15 protein-coding genes are annotated in these 16,367 nt (G+C 62.7%); 5 read left to right on the top strand and 10 right to left on the bottom strand.

Going from position 1 to position 16,367, the window contains the following annotated elements:
• Window positions 1-105: 105 nt before the first annotated feature.
• The 9 genes from hbdH to M5C56_RS04175 all read right to left on the bottom strand — a co-directional run bounded on the left by hbdH (window position 106) and on the right by M5C56_RS04175 (window position 11,165).
• On the bottom strand, window positions 106-876 hold the full coding sequence (gene hbdH, locus M5C56_RS04215) for a 3-hydroxybutyrate dehydrogenase (RefSeq protein ID WP_103495335.1): 771 nt from the start codon (window positions 874-876) through the stop codon (window positions 106-108).
• 10 nt (window positions 877-886) lie between these two features.
• Window positions 887-2,278, bottom strand: coding sequence for a GntP family permease (locus tag M5C56_RS04210; RefSeq protein ID WP_103495334.1), 1,392 nt, complete (start codon window positions 2,276-2,278; stop codon window positions 887-889).
• A gap of 298 nt (window positions 2,279-2,576) precedes the next feature.
• Window positions 2,577-3,992 (bottom strand): sigma 54-interacting transcriptional regulator, encoded by a 1,416-nt coding sequence (locus M5C56_RS04205; RefSeq protein ID WP_103495333.1) that lies wholly within the window; start codon window positions 3,990-3,992, stop codon window positions 2,577-2,579.
• Window positions 3,993-4,027: 35 nt separating this feature from the next.
• A complete protein-coding gene (locus M5C56_RS04200; protein ID WP_103495342.1) occupies window positions 4,028-5,608 on the bottom strand; it encodes an ABC transporter ATP-binding protein in 1,581 nt (526 codons plus the stop codon).
• A gap of 14 nt (window positions 5,609-5,622) precedes the next feature.
• Window positions 5,623-6,645: an ABC transporter permease gene (locus M5C56_RS04195; RefSeq protein ID WP_103495332.1), complete on the bottom strand. Its 1,023-nt coding sequence runs from the start codon at window positions 6,643-6,645 to the stop codon at window positions 5,623-5,625.
• Entirely contained in the window at window positions 6,645-7,712 is a 1,068-nt protein-coding gene (locus M5C56_RS04190; RefSeq protein WP_103495331.1) for a microcin C ABC transporter permease YejB, read from the bottom strand. The genes M5C56_RS04195 and M5C56_RS04190 overlap by 1 nt, the downstream gene beginning before the upstream one ends.
• Window positions 7,712-9,577 carry an extracellular solute-binding protein gene (locus M5C56_RS04185; RefSeq protein ID WP_103495330.1) on the bottom strand — a complete coding sequence of 622 codons (1,866 nt, stop codon included), beginning with the start codon at window positions 9,575-9,577 and terminating at the stop codon, window positions 7,712-7,714. Before M5C56_RS04185 ends, M5C56_RS04190 begins: the two co-directional genes overlap by 1 nt.
• Window positions 9,578-9,664: 87 nt before the next feature.
• Complete coding sequence (locus M5C56_RS32455) at window positions 9,665-9,946, bottom strand: peptidylprolyl isomerase (RefSeq protein ID WP_100939307.1); 282 nt, start codon at window positions 9,944-9,946, stop codon at window positions 9,665-9,667.
• 127 nt (window positions 9,947-10,073) lie between these two features.
• The gene (locus M5C56_RS04175) at window positions 10,074-11,165 is read right to left on the bottom strand and encodes a 3-deoxy-7-phosphoheptulonate synthase (RefSeq protein ID WP_103495329.1); all 1,092 of its coding nucleotides are present in this window, start codon (window positions 11,163-11,165) and stop codon (window positions 10,074-10,076) included.
• A 629-nt stretch (window positions 11,166-11,794) separates the two neighbouring features.
• On the opposite strand from M5C56_RS04175, the gene M5C56_RS04170 reads away from it, so the two are divergent.
• On the top strand, window positions 11,795-12,553 hold the full coding sequence (locus M5C56_RS04170) for a carbon-nitrogen hydrolase family protein (RefSeq protein WP_103495328.1): 759 nt from the start codon (window positions 11,795-11,797) through the stop codon (window positions 12,551-12,553).
• The gene (locus tag M5C56_RS04165; RefSeq protein ID WP_103495341.1) at window positions 12,550-13,008 is read left to right on the top strand and encodes a GNAT family N-acetyltransferase; all 459 of its coding nucleotides are present in this window, start codon (window positions 12,550-12,552) and stop codon (window positions 13,006-13,008) included. Before M5C56_RS04170 ends, M5C56_RS04165 begins: the two co-directional genes overlap by 4 nt.
• Before the next feature lie 67 nt (window positions 13,009-13,075).
• On the opposite strand, the gene M5C56_RS04160 is transcribed toward M5C56_RS04165, so the two are convergent.
• A complete protein-coding gene (locus tag M5C56_RS04160; protein WP_103495327.1) occupies window positions 13,076-13,297 on the bottom strand; it encodes a DNA-binding protein in 222 nt (73 codons plus the stop codon).
• A gap of 81 nt (window positions 13,298-13,378) precedes the next feature.
• On the opposite strand from M5C56_RS04160, the gene M5C56_RS04155 reads away from it, so the two are divergent.
• The 3 genes from M5C56_RS04155 (at window position 13,379) to uvrC (ending at window position 16,360) form a co-directional block, all read left to right on the top strand.
• Entirely contained in the window at window positions 13,379-13,744 is a 366-nt protein-coding gene (locus M5C56_RS04155; RefSeq protein ID WP_103495340.1) for a helix-turn-helix transcriptional regulator, read from the top strand.
• Window positions 13,745-13,895: 151 nt separating this feature from the next.
• A complete protein-coding gene (gene uvrY, locus M5C56_RS04150) occupies window positions 13,896-14,534 on the top strand; it encodes a UvrY/SirA/GacA family response regulator transcription factor (protein WP_100939313.1) in 639 nt (212 codons plus the stop codon).
• 2 nt (window positions 14,535-14,536) lie between these two features.
• Entirely contained in the window at window positions 14,537-16,360 is a 1,824-nt protein-coding gene (gene uvrC / locus M5C56_RS04145; RefSeq protein ID WP_103495326.1) for an excinuclease ABC subunit UvrC, read from the top strand.
• Window positions 16,361-16,367 lie beyond the last annotated feature (7 nt).

The raw sequence follows: 16,367 nt of genomic DNA, 5'->3' as shown, positions 1-16,367 counted from the left end.
TGAGCTTGCTCGCGAAGGGGGCCGCGAGAACGCCAAAAGCTTCGCGGGCAAGCCCTGCTCCTACAGGTGTGGTGGTGTTTTCGAGAGCGGGTGTCAGGCAATCAACTATTGTGCCAACCAGCCACCATCGATATTCCACGCCGCGCCGCGCACCTGGCTACCGGCCTCGCTGCACAGGAACAGCACCAGCTCGCCCAGGTGCGCCGGGGTGACAAACTCCAGCGACGGCTGTTTCTCCGCCAGCAGATCGTGTTGCGCCTGTTGCGGATCGACCCCGCCGGCGGCACGGTCGTCGATCTGTTTCTGCACCAGCGGGGTGAGCACCCAGCCCGGGCAGATGGCATTGCAGGTGACATTACTCGTGGCGGTTTCCAGGCCCACCACCTTGGTCAGGCCGATCACCCCGTGCTTGGCCGCGACATAGGCGGCCTTGCCCACGGAACCGACCTGCCCATGCACCGAGGCGATATTGACGATCCGCCCCCAGCCCTTGGCGCGCATCCCCGGCAGCGCCAGGCGTGTACTGTGGAACACCGACGACAGGTTGATGGCGATAATCGCATCCCAGCGCTCCACCGGGAACTCTTCCACGGTGGCGACATGCTGGATGCCGGCATTGTTGACCAGGATATCCACCCCGCCGAACTCGCGCTCGGCGTAGGCGAACATCTCGGCGATCTGCGCCGGGTCGCTGACATCGGCCGGGTGATGGCCGACCCGGCCACCAAACTGCTGGACCTCGGCGATGACCGCGCCGGCATCACCGAAGCCGTTGAGCACTACGTCAGCCCCGGCCCGGGCCAGGCCCAGGGCGATACCCAGGCCGATACCGCTGGTGGAGCCGGTGACCAGGGCGGTTTTACCTTTGAGACTCATAGTCGATTCCTCACACGATGCCGGTGGCATAGAAGGTGGCGATCACCACGAAGACCGCCACGGTCTTGATCAGGGTAATGCAGAAAATATCTTTATAGGCTTCCCGGTGGGTCAGCCCGGTGACGGCCAGCAGGGTGATCACCGCGCCGTTATGGGGCAGGGTGTCCATGCCGCCGCTGGCCATGGCCGCGACCCGGTGCAGGACTTCCAGCGGGATATTCGCGGCATGGGCGGCGCTGATAAAACTGTCGGACATCGCCGCCAGGGCGATGCTCATGCCGCCGGAAGCCGAGCCGGTGATCCCGGCCAGCAGGGTGACGGTAATGGCTTCGTTGACCAGTGGATTGGGAATGCTCTTGAGCCAGTCGGCCAGCACCAGGAAACCCGGCAGCGAGGCGATGACCGCGCCGAAACCGTATTCCGAGGCGGTGTTCATCGCCGCCAGCAGGGCACCGCCCACCGCGCTTTTACTGCCTTCGGCGAGCTTGCCGCGAATGGTCCGGAAGCCGAAGATCAAGACCATGATGATGCCCACCAACAGAGCGGCCTGCACCGCCCAGATGGCGGTGATCTTGGCGATATCGGTCTGTACCGGCGTGGCCATGCCCGCCAGGCTGAGGGTGTGGGTCTTGCCGTACCAGAGCGGAATCCACTGGGTGAACAGCAGGTTCATGATGCCCACCAGCAACAGTGGCGAGAGGGCGATCCAGGGGTTGGGCAGGCGGATGTCCTCGGCGGTTTCCGGCTCATTGCGCAGTTCGGTGCCGTAGCCTTCGCCGGCGCGCTGGGCCTTGTTGCGCTGGCGTTGGAGGAACAGCATGCCGGCGCAGAACACGAAGATCGTGCCGATCAGCCCCAGCCAGGGCGCGGCCCAGGCAGTGGTATTGAAGAAGGTGCTGGGAATGATGTTCTGGATCTGTGGCGTGCCGGGCAGGGCATCCATGGTGAAGGAGAACGCGCCGAGGGCAATGGTCGCCGGCATCAGGCGCTTGGGGATATTGCTCTGGCGGAACATCTCGGCGGCGAAGGGGTAGACCGCGAACACCACCACGAACAGCGAGACGCCGCCGTAGGTGAGCAGGGCGCAGACCAGCACGATCACCAGCATCGCCTGGCGGGTGCCGAACAGGCGGATGGCGGCGGCGACGATGGAGCGCGAGAAACCGGACAGCTCGATCAGCTTGCCGAATACGGCACCAAGCAGGAAGACCGGGAAGTAGAGTTTGACGAAACCGACCATCTTTTCCATGAACACCCCGGTAAAGGCGGGGGCGACGGCGGAAGGGTCGGTGAGCAGGACGGCGCCGAGGGCGGCGATGGGGGCAAACAGGATGACGCTGTAGCCACGGTAGGCGGCCAGCATCAGTAATGCCAGCGCCGCGAGGGCGATGATCACACTCATGGTGTGTCTCCAAATTGTTATTTTTGTAGGTTAGGTCTGAATCTCCTGTGGGGTTTGCGAGTTTTGTGCCATTTATTCAAGCTATTGAAATATATGGGGTTTTTAGTTTTTTTAGTGAGGGAGGTGGACTTTTGTCTCTATAGTGAGACGTTGGTGTGTTTGAGGGCCCCTTCGCTGGCAAGCCAGGCTCCTACAGGAGGGCGTCGAACACCCCTCTGAGGTACAACAAAATACTGTAGGAGCTTGGCTTGCCAGCGATAGAGTGCAGGGCACTCTCGTTAATGAGATGGATATCTCTCTATTGAGACTCGACAATCCCCAACGCCACCATCTTCTTGTACAGCGTCGACCGCCCCAGCCCCAATCGCTTTGCCGCCTCCACGACCTTTCCGGCACACTGCGCCAACGTCGCTTCAATCAATTGCCGATCAAAACGCTCCCGGGCCGCGCTGAACGTCTCGTTGCCCAGCGGCTCCATGGTCCGCTCCGGCGGCCGTTCCAACGGTTTGAACGTACCAATCGCCCCACGAATATCCGCCGCACTCAACACCTGTGCATCACTCAACAGCGCCGCCCGTTCCAGCACATTGCGCAACTCGCGGACATTCCCCGGCCAGGCGTGCCGGCCCAGCAACTCCAAGGCCTCGGCCGCCAGTTCATGGTGGCTGCGCAGCTCTTCGAGAATCGCCTCGCTCAACGCCGGCAAATCTTCCAGACGCTCACGCAAAGGCGGCACCTGAATCGGCAGGACATTGAGCCGGTAATACAAATCCGCGCGAAACTCACCGCGCTGGATCGCCGCCTCAAGGTCAGTGGAGGTAGCGGCGATCACCCGCACATCGCTGCGCAGCACCTCGTTGGAACCCACCGGCTCGAACTCCTTCTCCTGCAACACCCGCAACAACTTGCTTTGCAGGGGCAGCGGCATATCACCGATCTCATCGAGAAACAGCGTGCCGCCCTGGGCGATCTGCAGCTTGCCGGGACGGCCCTTGCGATCCGCGCCGGTAAAGGCCCCTGGCGCGGTGCCAAAGAACTCGGCCTCCAGCAAGGTCTCCGGAATCGCCGCGCTGTTGATGCTGACAAAGGCCTTGTGCGCCCGTGGCGAAGCACTGTGGATGGCCTGGGCGAGCAGTTCCTTGCCGGTGCCGGTTTCCCCCAGCAGCAGGACCGGTGAGTCGCTGCTGGCGCCACGCCGGGCCCGGCGCTTGACCTCCAGGCTCGCGGCGCTGGTGCCGATAAAATGGGCAAAGTTGTATTTGGTCTGCCGCGAGCGCAGCAGCGAGCGTGTTGAAGCCAACTCGGCCTGCATGCCCTGGTAGCGCTTGAGCACGGGCGACAGGCTATGCAGCTCGTCGAACAGGGCGAAGCCGATGGCGCCGATCACCGTCCCGGCGGCATCGTGGATCGGCAGGCGCATGACCACCAGGGGCTCCTTGGGGGTGTCCTGCAGATCCAGCAGGATCGGCTGGCCGGTGCGCACCACCTCGCGCAGCAGGCTGCTCGGGATCACGCTTTCGCAAGCGCGGCCGATGGCTTCGCTGGCATTGGCCAGGCCGAAACGCCGGGCATAACGCTCGTTCATCCAGACGATATTGGCATCGCGGTCGACGATCACCGTGCCTTCGCTGGATTGCTCGATGATTTCGAACAGCGAACGAATCGCCAGCAGGCGAACCTGCTGGTAGTCCTTGAGGCTTTCGGTGTCGGTCATGGCAGGTGCGTCCATTGCCGGCGGGCGGCGATCGATCAGGTCGGGGTCAGCAGCGTAGCGGCGAGCAGTTCCCGAGTATAGGGATGCTGCGGCGCATCGAACACTGCGCAGGTGGCGCCGCGTTCGACCACCTGACCGTCCTTGATCACGATCAGGTCGTGGGCGAGGGCGCGTACCACCGACAGGTCGTGACTGATGAACAGGTAGGTCAGGCCGTGTTTTTCCTGGAGATCGCGGAGCAGGGCGACCACCTGTTTCTGCACCGTGCGGTCCAGCGCCGAGGTCGGTTCGTCCAGCAGGATCAGCGCCGGCTTGAGCACCAGGGCGCGGGCAATGGCGATGCGCTGGCGCTGGCCACCGGAAAACTCATGGGGGTAGCGGTGACGGCTTTGCGGATCGAGGCCGACTTCTTCCAGCGCACGGATCACCAGGGCGTCGCATTCAGCGGGGGTGTTGGCGCAGTGCACCTCCAGGCCCTCGCTGATGATCTGCGCCACCGACATGCGTGGGCTGAGGCTGCCGAACGGATCCTGGAAGACCACCTGCATCTGTTTGCGCCAGGGCCGCAGTTGCTTCTGGTTCAGGCCGTCGAGGGCCGTGCCCTGGAAACGGATGCTGCCCTTGGAATCCAGCAGACGCAGGATCGCCTGGCCGAGGGTCGACTTGCCGGAGCCGGACTCGCCGACAATGCCCAGGGTCTTGCCGCGCTGCACACTGAGACTGATGCCGTCCACCGCCTGCAGGTATTCCTTGCGTCGGAACAGTCCGCCGCCGACCTGGAAGCGCACGCGCATGCCCTCGGCCTGCAACACCACCTCGTTGTCGTCCAGCGGCAGTGGCTGGCCCGCCGGCTCGGCGTCCAGCAGCACGCGGCTGTAGGGATGCGCGGGGTGGTTGAACAGGGTTTCGCAGTCCGCCTGTTCGACAATTTCCCCGGCCTTCATCACGCAGACCCGCTGGGCGATGCTGCGCACCAGGTTGAGGTCGTGGCTGATCAGCAGCAGCGACATGCCCAGGCGCTGTTGCAGGGATTTGAGCAGCAGCAGGATCTTGCGCTGCACCGTCACGTCGAGGGCGGTGGTCGGTTCGTCGGCGATCAGCAGCTCCGGCTCGCAGGCCAGGGCCATGGCAATCATCACCCGCTGGCGTTGGCCGCCGGAGAGTTGATGGGGATAGGCCTTGAGACGTTCCCGGGGTTTCTGGATGCCCACCAGTTCCAGCAGTTCGAGAATCCGTGCCTGGGCCGCCTTGCCGCCCATGCCCTTGTGCAGCAGCAGGGTTTCGCCGATCTGCTTTTCCACGCTGTGCAACGGGTTGAGGGAGGTCATCGGCTCCTGGAAGATCATCGCGATGCGGTCGCCACGGATGCTGCGCAAGGTGCCATCATCGGCCCCCAGCAGTTCCTGGCCGCGATAACGCACGCTGCCGTCGGTCTGGCAGCCGCTGCGTGGCAGCAGTTGTAGGATCGAGTGCGCGGTGACCGATTTGCCCGAGCCGGACTCGCCCACCAGGGCCAGGCATTCGCCGGCGCGGATATCCAGGCACAGGTTGCGCACCGCCGGCTGGCCGTTGAAGGCAACATTGAGCCGGCGGATTTCAATCAGGTTGTCGGTCATCTCGGGCGCCTGGTTCATGAGCGGGGGTCGAAGGCATCGCGTAGCGCCTCGCCGATAAACACCAGCAGCGAGAGGATCAGCGCCAGGGTGAAGAAGGCGGTGAAACCGAGCCAGGGTGCTTGCAGGTTCTGTTTGCCCTGGCCGATCAATTCGCCCAGGGAGGCGCTGCCGGCGGGCATGCCGAAGCCGAGGAAGTCCAGGGCCGTCAGGGTCGAAATCGCCCCGGTGAGGATAAACGGCAGGTAGCTCAGGGTGGCGTTCATGGCATTGGGCAGGATATGCCGCAGGATGATCTTGCGGTCGGTCAGGCCCAGGGCCCGGGCGGCCTTGACGTATTCCAGGTTGCGCCCACGGAGGAATTCGGCACGCACCACGTCCACCAGGGCCAGCCAGGAAAACAGCGCCATGATGCCGAGCAACCACCAGAAATTCGGTTCGACGAAGCCGGACAGGATGATCAGCAGGTACAACACCGGCAGGCCCGACCAGACTTCCAGCAGGCGCTGGCCGAGCAAGTCGATCCAGCCGCCGTAGTAGCCCTGCAGGGCACCGGCGGCAATACCGATCAGGGCGCTGACGGCGGTCAGGGCAAGGGCGAAGAGAATCGACACCCGGGCGCCGAAGATCACCCGCGCGAGCACGTCCCGGGCCTGGTCGTCGGTGCCCAGCCAGTTCACCGTGGTCGGTGGGCTGGGGGCCGGTTTGTTGAGGTCATAGTTGGGCGTGTCGGCACTGAAGGGGATCGGCGGGAACAGCATCCAGCCGCCATCCTTGGTGATCAGCTGGCGTACGTAGTCGCTGCGGTAGTCGGCCTGGAAGGGCAACTGGCCGCCGAATTCCTGTTCGGTGTAGCGCTTGAACACCGGGAAATACAGCGAGCCTTGGTAGTTGAGCACCAGCGGCTTGTCGTTGGCGATCAACTCGCCCCCCAGGCTCAGGACGAACAGCGCGGCGAACAGCCACAGCGACCACCAGCCCCGGCGATTGGCCTTGAAGCGGTCGAGCCGACGCCGGCTCACGGGCGAGAGTCTGAGCATCAGGCGTTCCTCGCGGCAAAATCGATACGCGGGTCGACCAGGGTGTAGCAGAGGTCGCCGACCAGTTTTATCAGCAGGCCGAACAGGGTGAAGATGAACAGAGAGCCGAATACCACCGGATAGTCCCGCGACACTGCGGCCTCGTAGCTCAGGCGACCGAGGCCGTCGAGGGAGAAAATCACCTCGATCAGCAGGGAACCGGCGAAGAACACGCTGATAAAGGCCTGGGGAATGCCCGAGACCACCAGCAACATCGCGTTGCGGAACACATGGCCGTAGAGCACCCGGCGTTCGCTCAGGCCCTTGGCCCGAGCCGTGACCACGTACTGGCGGGTGATCTCATTGAGAAAGGAGTTCTTGGTCAGGATGGTCAGGGTGGCGAAGCCGCCGATCACCAGCGAAGTGACCGGCAGCACCAGGTGCCAGAAGTAGTCGGCGACCTTGCCCAGGGTCGACAGCTGGTCGAAGTTTTCCGATACCAGTCCACGCACCGGGAACCAGTTCAGCGAGGTGCCGCCGGCGAAGGCGACGATCAACAGCATGGCGAAGAGGAACGCCGGCATGGCGTAGCCGATGACGATGGCGGTGCTGCTCCAGACATCGAAGCGGCTGCCGTGGCGGGTCGCCTTGCGGATGCCCAGGGGAATTGACACCAGGTAGGTGATCAGCGTGGCCCAGAGCCCCAGGGAAATGGTCACCGGCATTTTTTCCAGGATCAGGTCGGTGACCCGGGCGCCGCGAAAGAAGCTCTTGCCGAAGTCCAGGCTGGCGTAGTGCTTGAGCATCAGCCAGAAGCGCTCGGGGGCCGGTTTGTCGAAACCGTACTGGCGCTCGATATCGGCGATCAGCTTGGGGTCCAGGCCACGGCTGGCCCGCGAGGCGCTTTGCACCGCATCGCCGCCACCGCCGAGGGCGCCGGCACCCGCGCCGCCGATGCCCTGCAAGCGGGCGATGGCCTGTTCCACCGGGCCGCCGGGCGCGGCCTGGACGATGACGAAGTTGACCAGCAGGATCATCATCAGCGTCGGAATGATCAGCAGCAAGCGCCGCAGGGTGTACGCCAGCATCAGTGCTGTCCTCCGGAACTGCCGCGCTTGATCAGCTCGGCGGTCATCTGTTCGTTGGTCAGCGGGGTCGTGCTGACTTCCCACCAGGTTTCCACGGCAGGGTCATTGCTGGCCTGCTCCTTGGGGTAACCGAAACGGTTCCACCAGACCGTCGAGGTGCCCGGCGGGTAATAGTTGGGAATCCAGTAGTAGTTCCATTGCAGCACCCGGTCCAGGGCATGGGCGTAGCTGAGCATCTGCGCCTGGGTATCGGCCTTGATCAGGCCGTTGATCAAGGTGTCCACGGCCGGGTTCTTCAGGGCCATGAAGTTGCTCGAGCCGGGGTCGTTGGCCGCCGCGGAGCCGAAGTAGTTGTACAGCTCGATGCCCGGCGAGGTGGTGACCGGGTAGCCGCTGACGATCATGTCGTAGTCGCGGGCCTTGAGGCGGTTGACGTACTGCGAGGCGTCGATGCGGCGGATATCCATGCGGATGCCGATCTGCGCCAGGTTGCGTTTATATGGCAACAGCAATCGCTCGATACCGTTCTGCGCGTTGAGAAAGGTGAAGGTCAGCGGTTCGCCCTGGGCGTTGACCAGGCGGTCGCCGTCGGGTTTCCAGCCGGCCTGTTCCAGCAGGGCCAGGGCCTTTAGCTGTTTGTCCCGCAGATTGCCGCTGGCGTCGGTTTTCGGCGCTTCGAAGACCTGGGTGAAGACTTCGTCGGGAATCTGTCCGCGCAGCGGTTCGAGGATCGCCAGTTCCGCCTTGTCGGGCAACTGCCGCGCGGCCAGGGCGGTGTTGGAGAAGAAGCTCTGCTGGCGGATGTACATGTTGCGCATCATCTGCCGGTTGCTCCACTCGAAGTCCCAGAGCATGGCCAGGGCTTCGCGCACGCGGCGGTCCTGGAACATCGGCTTTTGCAGGTTGAACAGATAGCCCTGCGCGGATTGCGGCGCTTCCTGGGCCAGGTGGGCCTTTTGCAGGCGGCCGTCGGTGAGGGCCGGGCTGTCGTAGCCGATGGAATAGCCGGTGGCGGAAAACTCGCGATTGTAGTCATAGGCGCCGCCGCGCAGGACCTGGCGGGCGACGTCGGTGTCGCCGAAGTATTCGAGGGTGAAGCGGTCGAAGTTGTAGAGGCCGCGGCTGACCGGCAGGTCCTTGCCCCACCAGTCGGGATTGCGCTCGAAGGTGATGCTGCGCCCGGAGTCGATCTTGCTCACCTTGTAGGGGCCGCTGCCCAGGGGGGCTTCGTAGCCGCCGCCGTCGGCGAAGTCGCGGGTTTTCCACCAGTGTTCCGGCAGCACCGGCAGGCTGGCGATATCCAGTGGCAGCGAGCGGTTGTCGTTGTTCTTGAAGTCGAAGCGGACCTGGGTCGGTGACTCGACCTCGACGTCTTTCACCGCTTCGAACTGCATGCGGTAGCTGAGGCTGCCCTGGGTCATCAGCAGGTTGTAGGTGTAGCGCACGTCTTCGGCGGTGATCGGCGTGCCGTCGGCGAAACGGGCCTTGGGGTTCAGGTAGAAGCGCAGGGACAGGCCGTCATCGCTGCGCTGCATTTTTTCCGCCACCAGGCCATAGACGGTGTAGGGCTCGTCGAGGGAGCGCACGGCCAATGGCGAGTAGATCCAGCCGTCGACCTGGGTGACGCCGGTGCCTTTGTCGACATAGGGCAGGATATGGTCGTACTGGCCGATCTCGATGGCCGAGCGGCGCAGGCTGCCGCCTTTGGGCGCGCGGGGGTTGGCATAGTTGAAATGGCTGAAGCCGGCGGGGTATTTGGCCGGTTCGCCGTAGACGGTCAGCGCGTGCTGTGGCGGGGCGGCGTTGGCGGACAAGCCGGGAAGCAGGGTCAGGGCGGTGAGTAGCAGGGATAGGGCCAGTCGCATCTTCAGCCTTAGAAGCCGGTTCGGAGTATCAGCAGGAACATGCACCATGGCGAGGGGGCAAGCCCCTCGCCACAGGAGCGGGCAGGATCAGTCCTGACGACTGGTCACTTCCAGCAGGTGGTAACCGAACTGGGTTTTCACCGGGCCTTGCACGGTATTGACCGGGGCGCTGAAGACCACGGTGTCGAACTCCTTGACCATCTGGCCCGGGCCGAACGAGCCCAGGTTGCCGCCGTCGCGGCTGGACGGGCAGGTGGAGTTCGCTTTGGCGATCTCGGCGAAATCGGCGCCGCCTTCGATCTGGGCCTTGAGTTCGTTGCACTTGGCTTCGCTGGCAACCAGGATGTGACGGGCAGTGGCTTTGGCCATGGGGTGATGCTCCTTTCTAGAAAGTGTCGAGATTACCGGAATCAGGCCGGATTTTCCTGGCAAAAGTTCCCGGCAGCGCGGAGTGTCGGACCTGTGGCGAGCGGGCAGTCCTGCTCGCCACAAGGTTTCAGGCGCCGACAACCTCCGCCACCTGCTGCTCACGCAACTTCCCGGCCGCCCCGAGCAGCAACGCTTCGGTCGCTTCCCAACCCAGGCAGCCATCGGTGATCGAAACGCCATAGCGCAGGTTCGGGCTCAGTGCCTGGCAGCCTTCGAACAAATGACTCTCAATCATCATCCCGACCAGCGAACGATCGCCCCGCAAACGCTGCTCCAGCACATCGGCGAACACCGCCGGCTGGCGCAGCGGGTCCTTGCCGCTGTTGGCGTGGCTGCAATCGACCATGATCCGCGGCGCAATCGACTGCTTGGCCAGGCCGGCCCGTACCTGCGCCACACTATGGGCGTCGTAGTTCGGCCCGCGATGGCCGCCACGCAGCACCAAGTGCGTGTCCGGGTTGCCCGCCGTCTGGATGATCGCCGGGTGGCCCTGGCTGTCGACGCCGAAATGCCGATGGGCATGGGCCGCCGAACGCATCGCATCCGCCGCGATCCCGACACTGCCATCGGTGCCATTCTTGAACCCCACCGGCATCGCCAGGCCGCTGGCCATTTCCCGGTGGATCTGCGACTCCGTGGTCCGCGCGCCAATGGCGACCCAGCTCAGCAGGTCATCGACATAACCGGCGGCCATGGGTTGCAGCAGTTCGGTGGCAATCGGCAGGCCCAGGCGCAGTATCTCGCGCATCAGTTCACGGGACAGCGCCAGGCCGCCGGCCATGTCATCGCTGCCATCCAGGTGCGGGTCGTAGGCCAGGCCTTTCCAGCCCACCGTGGTCCGGGGTTTCTCGATGTAGGCGCGCATCACCAGGAGCATCTGGTCGCTGACCTCGCTCGCCAGGTCGGCCAGTCGGCCGGCGTATTCCAGGGCCGATTGCGGATCATGGATCGAGCAGGGGCCGACGATCACCAGCAGGCGTGGGTCTTCACCGTTGAGGATGGCGCGCACGGCGCGGCGGTGGCGCTCGACCTGTTCGCCGAGGCTGGCATTGAGGGGCAGGTGCTGCTTGAGTTGCAACGCGCTGGGCAGGCGTTGGGTCAACGGCTCGTTGGCCGATGGCAGGACGGAGGACGGCAGGGCGCAGAGAGAAGAATTCATGTTCGGGCTTCCTGGGCTGGCGGCGGGTGCTTCCCGCGCGCGGCCCTACTGGGGTGTTCGACAATCAGCCGGACTGGCTGTGAGTGTGTGCGTGCCACCTGTGCGTGACCGTTCGGAGGCGGCGTGCTGTCCCGAGCGGAGGTTGCTAAATCGCCAGGCGCCGGTGATGTCGTAGCGGTAATAGGTGGAGTCGTTCATGTCGGTATTCCTTGATTTAAAAAGTCGGTTGCAAAATGTGGGAGCCTGAAAAAACAAAACCCCCGGTCGGGAGGCCGACCGGGGGTTGAGAATTCTCTGGTAGGCGACCCCTGTATTCAGTGGGCGCCGGTTGGGTATCAGGCGCGCCAGTGGCTAAACCAATACCCAAAATAAAAGCTTGCGCGGGTGCCGACCGTGCTCATCCGGGCAGCCGTAACCGAGCGCGAGGCGCTGGCGGTGTGGCGATGGGCGGATTGAGTCAGGTGCATGGTGCAACTCCGTGTGAATGTCGCCGAGCTTACTAGAGCGGTATCGCCCTGTTCAATCAGAAAATTCTATGAGAGCCCGCGAGCAGGCTCTATCGCTTAAATGTGACAGGTCTTTATGACACACTCGACGGATATTTCCGATCTGATTGTCAGGACTGAATCATGAGCGTGTTTACCCTTGCCGCCGCCCAAGCCGTTTCGATTGCCGGAGATCTGCAGGCCAATATCGCTCGACACCTGGTGTTCATGCGCCAGGCCGCGGAGCGTGGCGTGGCGTTTCTGCTGTTCCCCGAATTGTCGTTGACCGGCTATGAACGCGACCTCGCGGCCGAGTTGGCGATTACCCCGGACGACCCGGTACTGGCACCGTTGCGCGAGCTGGCCCGAGAGCTGAAGCTGGTGACCGTAGTAGGCATGCCGATACGCCTGTTCGCCGACGGCCCGGTGCTGATCGGGGCACTGACATTCGGTGCCGACGGTTCCTTGCAGGTCTACAGCAAGCAGCATCTACACGATGGTGAAGAAGTCGCATTTACCCCTGGAAGCGGCGGTGAGCTGTTGACAATCGTCGATGAGCGCATCGCTCTGGCGGTTTGTGCTGACTTTTCCCACGCTAGTCATCCGCTACAGGCCGCGCAATCTGCGGCTAACCTTTACGCCGCCAGTGTATTGATCACTGAGAACGGTTATGGACCCGATACGGCCTTGTTGCAGGGCTATGCCCGGGACCACGGCATGGCGGTGTTGATGGCCAACCATGGCGGTATGACGGGCGGCTGGCAGTCGGCGGGGCGGAGCGCGCTCTGGGCGGCTGGCGGGCAGCGGGTGGTGGTGACAGAGGGGGAAGGGGATGTGTTGGTGATCGGACGACGTGTCGCCGGCCAATGGTCCGGGGAGGTGGTGTCGGTGACGGGCTTGTGAGCGGGCTCTGGCGTTTTCGCCCGGCCTTGGGCGCGGACCTGGCATTCGCCCGGGAGCTCACGCGCCAGAACATGATGGCTTACTACTGTGAGTACAATCTGCTTTGGTTGGACGAGGCCTTTGACCAGGCCTGGGCCGGGCGCCAGAACGAGCTGTTGTGTGATGGCGAGCAGGTGCTGGGTTTTGTCAGCTTCAGTCGCGATGCCCGAGCGTTGTACATCCGTGAGTTACAGCTGATCGAGGCGGGCCGAGGCCAGGGCCTGGGCGGTTGGCTGATCCGGCAGGCACGGGAAATCGCCTTCAGAGAGGGGCGTCGTGAGTTACGCCTGACTGTCTTCAAGAGCAACCCGGCCCAGCGCCTGTATTTACGTCAGGGCTTGGCTGTAGTCGGTGAGGACGAGTGCTTTTTGCGCATGAGTCTTGCCGCTTTAAAAACTGCGTCTGGCAATAACTGACAATACTTTGAGAATTGTCCTATAAATCGCTACACGAAGTGCATACTGGGCCTCATAAAGCCGGGAATTACTCACTCGACTTATCGGTGTCGGATGGGATGATTCCATCCTTCATGCCCAATAGGACCGCGACCTTATGGGCTTCCCCACGCCGTCCCTTTTTTCGCCCAGCGAGCACTTGATAGGTGGTTGCCGGGTCGACGCCATGCTCGCGCGCAAACTCCTGAACCGATTTTCCTTGGTGTTCCAGCCAAGCCTTGGCTTGTGCGGCAGTGCGAATACCGGGCATAGTTCAAAACCGTTCAAATGTGTTTAATGCTTGTTGAGTATATCACCCCTAAGGGTGTTTAAAATGGGATCTTACATCCAAATGAGTGGAATTGGTTCGCGATTGCGGCAAGAGAGAGAGCGGCTGGGTTTGTCGCAGAAGGCTTTTGGTGAAATCGGAGGCGTTGAGGCCAACGCACAGGGCAAATACGAAAGCGGTGACCGCGCACCGAAGGCAGACTATTTGTCCCGTGTGGCCGCACGGGGCGTCGATGTGCTTTACGTCCTGACCGGTCAACCGACACCGATGCAACTGGACAATCTCAGCCAGGTAGAAGAAAAAGTATTGGGCAACTATCGGGTGCTGCAAAAGGAAGATCAGGACGCGATCCATCGACTGACCACTACCTTGGCTGAAACCGCCGGGCCTTATGGGCCAAACGGCCGTGCAGGCTCCAGTGACTCCTGAGTCATTTCATTCCTGACGAAACGCGCTTGCCGTCCGGCAAGCGCTTATAGCGCGTTGATACTCTTATGTGACGCTTGTAACTAGGTCAGGCCCGTGGTTTTTTGCTAAGGTGGTCAATAACCTGATAAGACCAAATTCGTGAGGTGTCTGCTTGATTAGGGTGCTAGTAGTCGATGACCATGATCTTGTGCGTACAGGCATTACGCGGATGTTGGCGGATATCGACGGTCTGCAGGTCGTGGGACAGGCTGAATCGGGAGAGGAAGCGTTGCTCAAGACGCGGGAGCTCAAACCCGATGTCGTCCTGATGGACGTCAAGATGCCTGGCATCGGCGGCCTGGAGGCCACGCGCAAATTGCTGCGCAGTCATCCGGACATCAAAGTGGTGGCGGTGACCGTCTGTGAAGAAGATCCGTTCCCGACCCGCTTGTTGCAGGCCGGAGCAGCCGGTTACCTGACCAAGGGCGCGGGCCTGGCGGAAATGGTCCAGGCGATTCGCCTGGTGTTTTCCGGGCAACGCTACATCAGCCCGCAGATTGCCCAGCAGTTGGCGCTCAAGTCGTTCCAGCCGGCCAGTGACTCGCCGTTCGACGCCTTGTCCGAGCGTGAAATCCAGATTGCGTTGATGATCGTCGGCTGCCAGAAAGTCCAGATTATCTCCGACAAGCTGTGCCTGTCGCCTAAAACCGTCAATACCTACCGCTATCGGATTTTCGAGAAGCTGTCGGTCAGCAGTGATGTCGAGTTGACGCTTCTGGCGGTTCGCCACGGCATGGTCGATGCCGGCTGACAATGACTGACCTGTTCGATTCCAGTGCCTTCCTGTCGACCTGCAGTGGCCGCCCCGGCGTCTACCGCATGTTCGACGGCGACGCGCGTCTGCTTTATGTGGGCAAAGCCAAGAACCTGAAGAAGCGTCTGGCCAGTTACTTCCGCAAGACCGGCCTGGCGCCGAAGACCGCGGCATTGGTGGGGCGTATCGCCCAGGTGGAAACCACCATCACCGCCAATGAAACCGAGGCGCTGTTGCTGGAACAGACGCTGATCAAGGAGTGGCGGCCGCCCTACAACATCCTGCTGCGCGACGATAAGTCCTATCCCTATGTGTTTCTCTCGGACGGCGACTACCCGCGTCTGAGCATTCACCGTGGGGCCAAGAAAGCCAAGGGCAAGTATTTCGGGCCTTACCCGAGCGCCGGGGCGATTCGTGAGAGCCTGAGCCTGCTGCAAAAGACCTTTCTGGTCCGCCAATGCGAGGACAGCTACTACAAGAACCGCACCCGGCCCTGTCTGCAGTACCAGATCAAGCGCTGCAAGGCGCCGTGTGTCGGGTTGGTGGAGCCCCAGGTGTATGCCGAGGATGTACGCCACTCGGTGATGTTCCTCGAAGGGCGCAGTAACGCCCTGACCGACGAATTGAACGCCGGCATGGAACAGGCGGCCAGCACCCTCGATTTCGAACGGGCGGCGGAGCTGCGGGACCAGATCTCGTTGCTGCGCCGGGTCCAGGATCAGCAGAGCATGGAAGGGGGCACCGGCGATGTCGACGTGGTCGCGGCCTTCATCAACCCGGGCGGCGCTTGTGTGCACTTGATCAGCGTGCGCGGCGGGCGAGTGCTGGGCAGCAAGAACTTCTTTCCGCAGGTTGGTATCGAGGAAGACGTGTCCGAAGTGCTCATGGCGTTTCTCGGCCAGTACTTTATCGGCAGTCCCGAGCGCGATCTGCCGAGTGAACTGATCGTCAACGTGGTCCACGAAGACTTCCCGACCCTGATCGCCGCCATCGATGGGCTGCGCGGCCGAGAATTGGCCATCAGCCATCGGGTGCGCGGCACACGGGCGCGCTGGCAGCAGTTGGCGGTGACCAATGCCGAACAGGCCCTGGGTGCACGCCTGGCGGATCGTCAGCATATGGCCGCACGCTTCGAGGCCCTGGCCGAAGTGCTGAACCTGGACGAGCCACCGCAGCGCCTGGAGTGTTACGACATCAGTCACTCCAGCGGTGAAGCGACGGTCGCGTCCTGCGTGGTATTCGGCCCGGAAGGCCCGATCAAGTCCGATTATCGCCGTTACAATATCGAAGGCGTCACTGCCGGTGACGACTACGCGGCGATGCACCAGGCCCTGACCCGGCGTTTCAGCAAGATCAAGGATGGCGAGGGCAAGTTGCCGGACATCCTCCTGGTGGACGGCGGCAAGGGCCAGTTGTCCATGGCGCGCGATGTGCTCAATGAGCTGTCGGTACCGGACCTGATCCTGCTCGGCGTGGCCAAGGGGGCGACGCGCAAGGCCGGTTTCGAGACTTTATACCTTAACGACGCGGCCCATGAATTCACCTTGAAAGGTGATTCGCCGGCCTTGCATTTGATCCAGCAGATCCGCGACGAAGCCCACCGTTTTGCTATTACCGGGCACCGGGCGCGGCGCGGCAAGACCCGCCGAACCTCAACCCTGGAAGGGGTGGCGGGGGTGGGACCGAAGCGTCGCCGTGAACTATTGAAACATTTTGGTGGATTGCAGGAGCTGTCCCGTGCCAGCATCGACGAGATCGCCAAAGCACCCGGGATCAGTAAAAAGCTCGCTGAGTCGATTTATGCAAGCCTGCACAGCGAGTAGAATGCCT

The organism is Pseudomonas sp. MWU13-2862 (assembly GCF_023242495.1).
Classification (GTDB): domain Bacteria; phylum Pseudomonadota; class Gammaproteobacteria; order Pseudomonadales; family Pseudomonadaceae; genus Aquipseudomonas; species Aquipseudomonas gingeri_D.
Note: the sequence above shows the minus strand (reverse complement) of the source record. Positions and strands in the feature narration are given on the sequence as shown.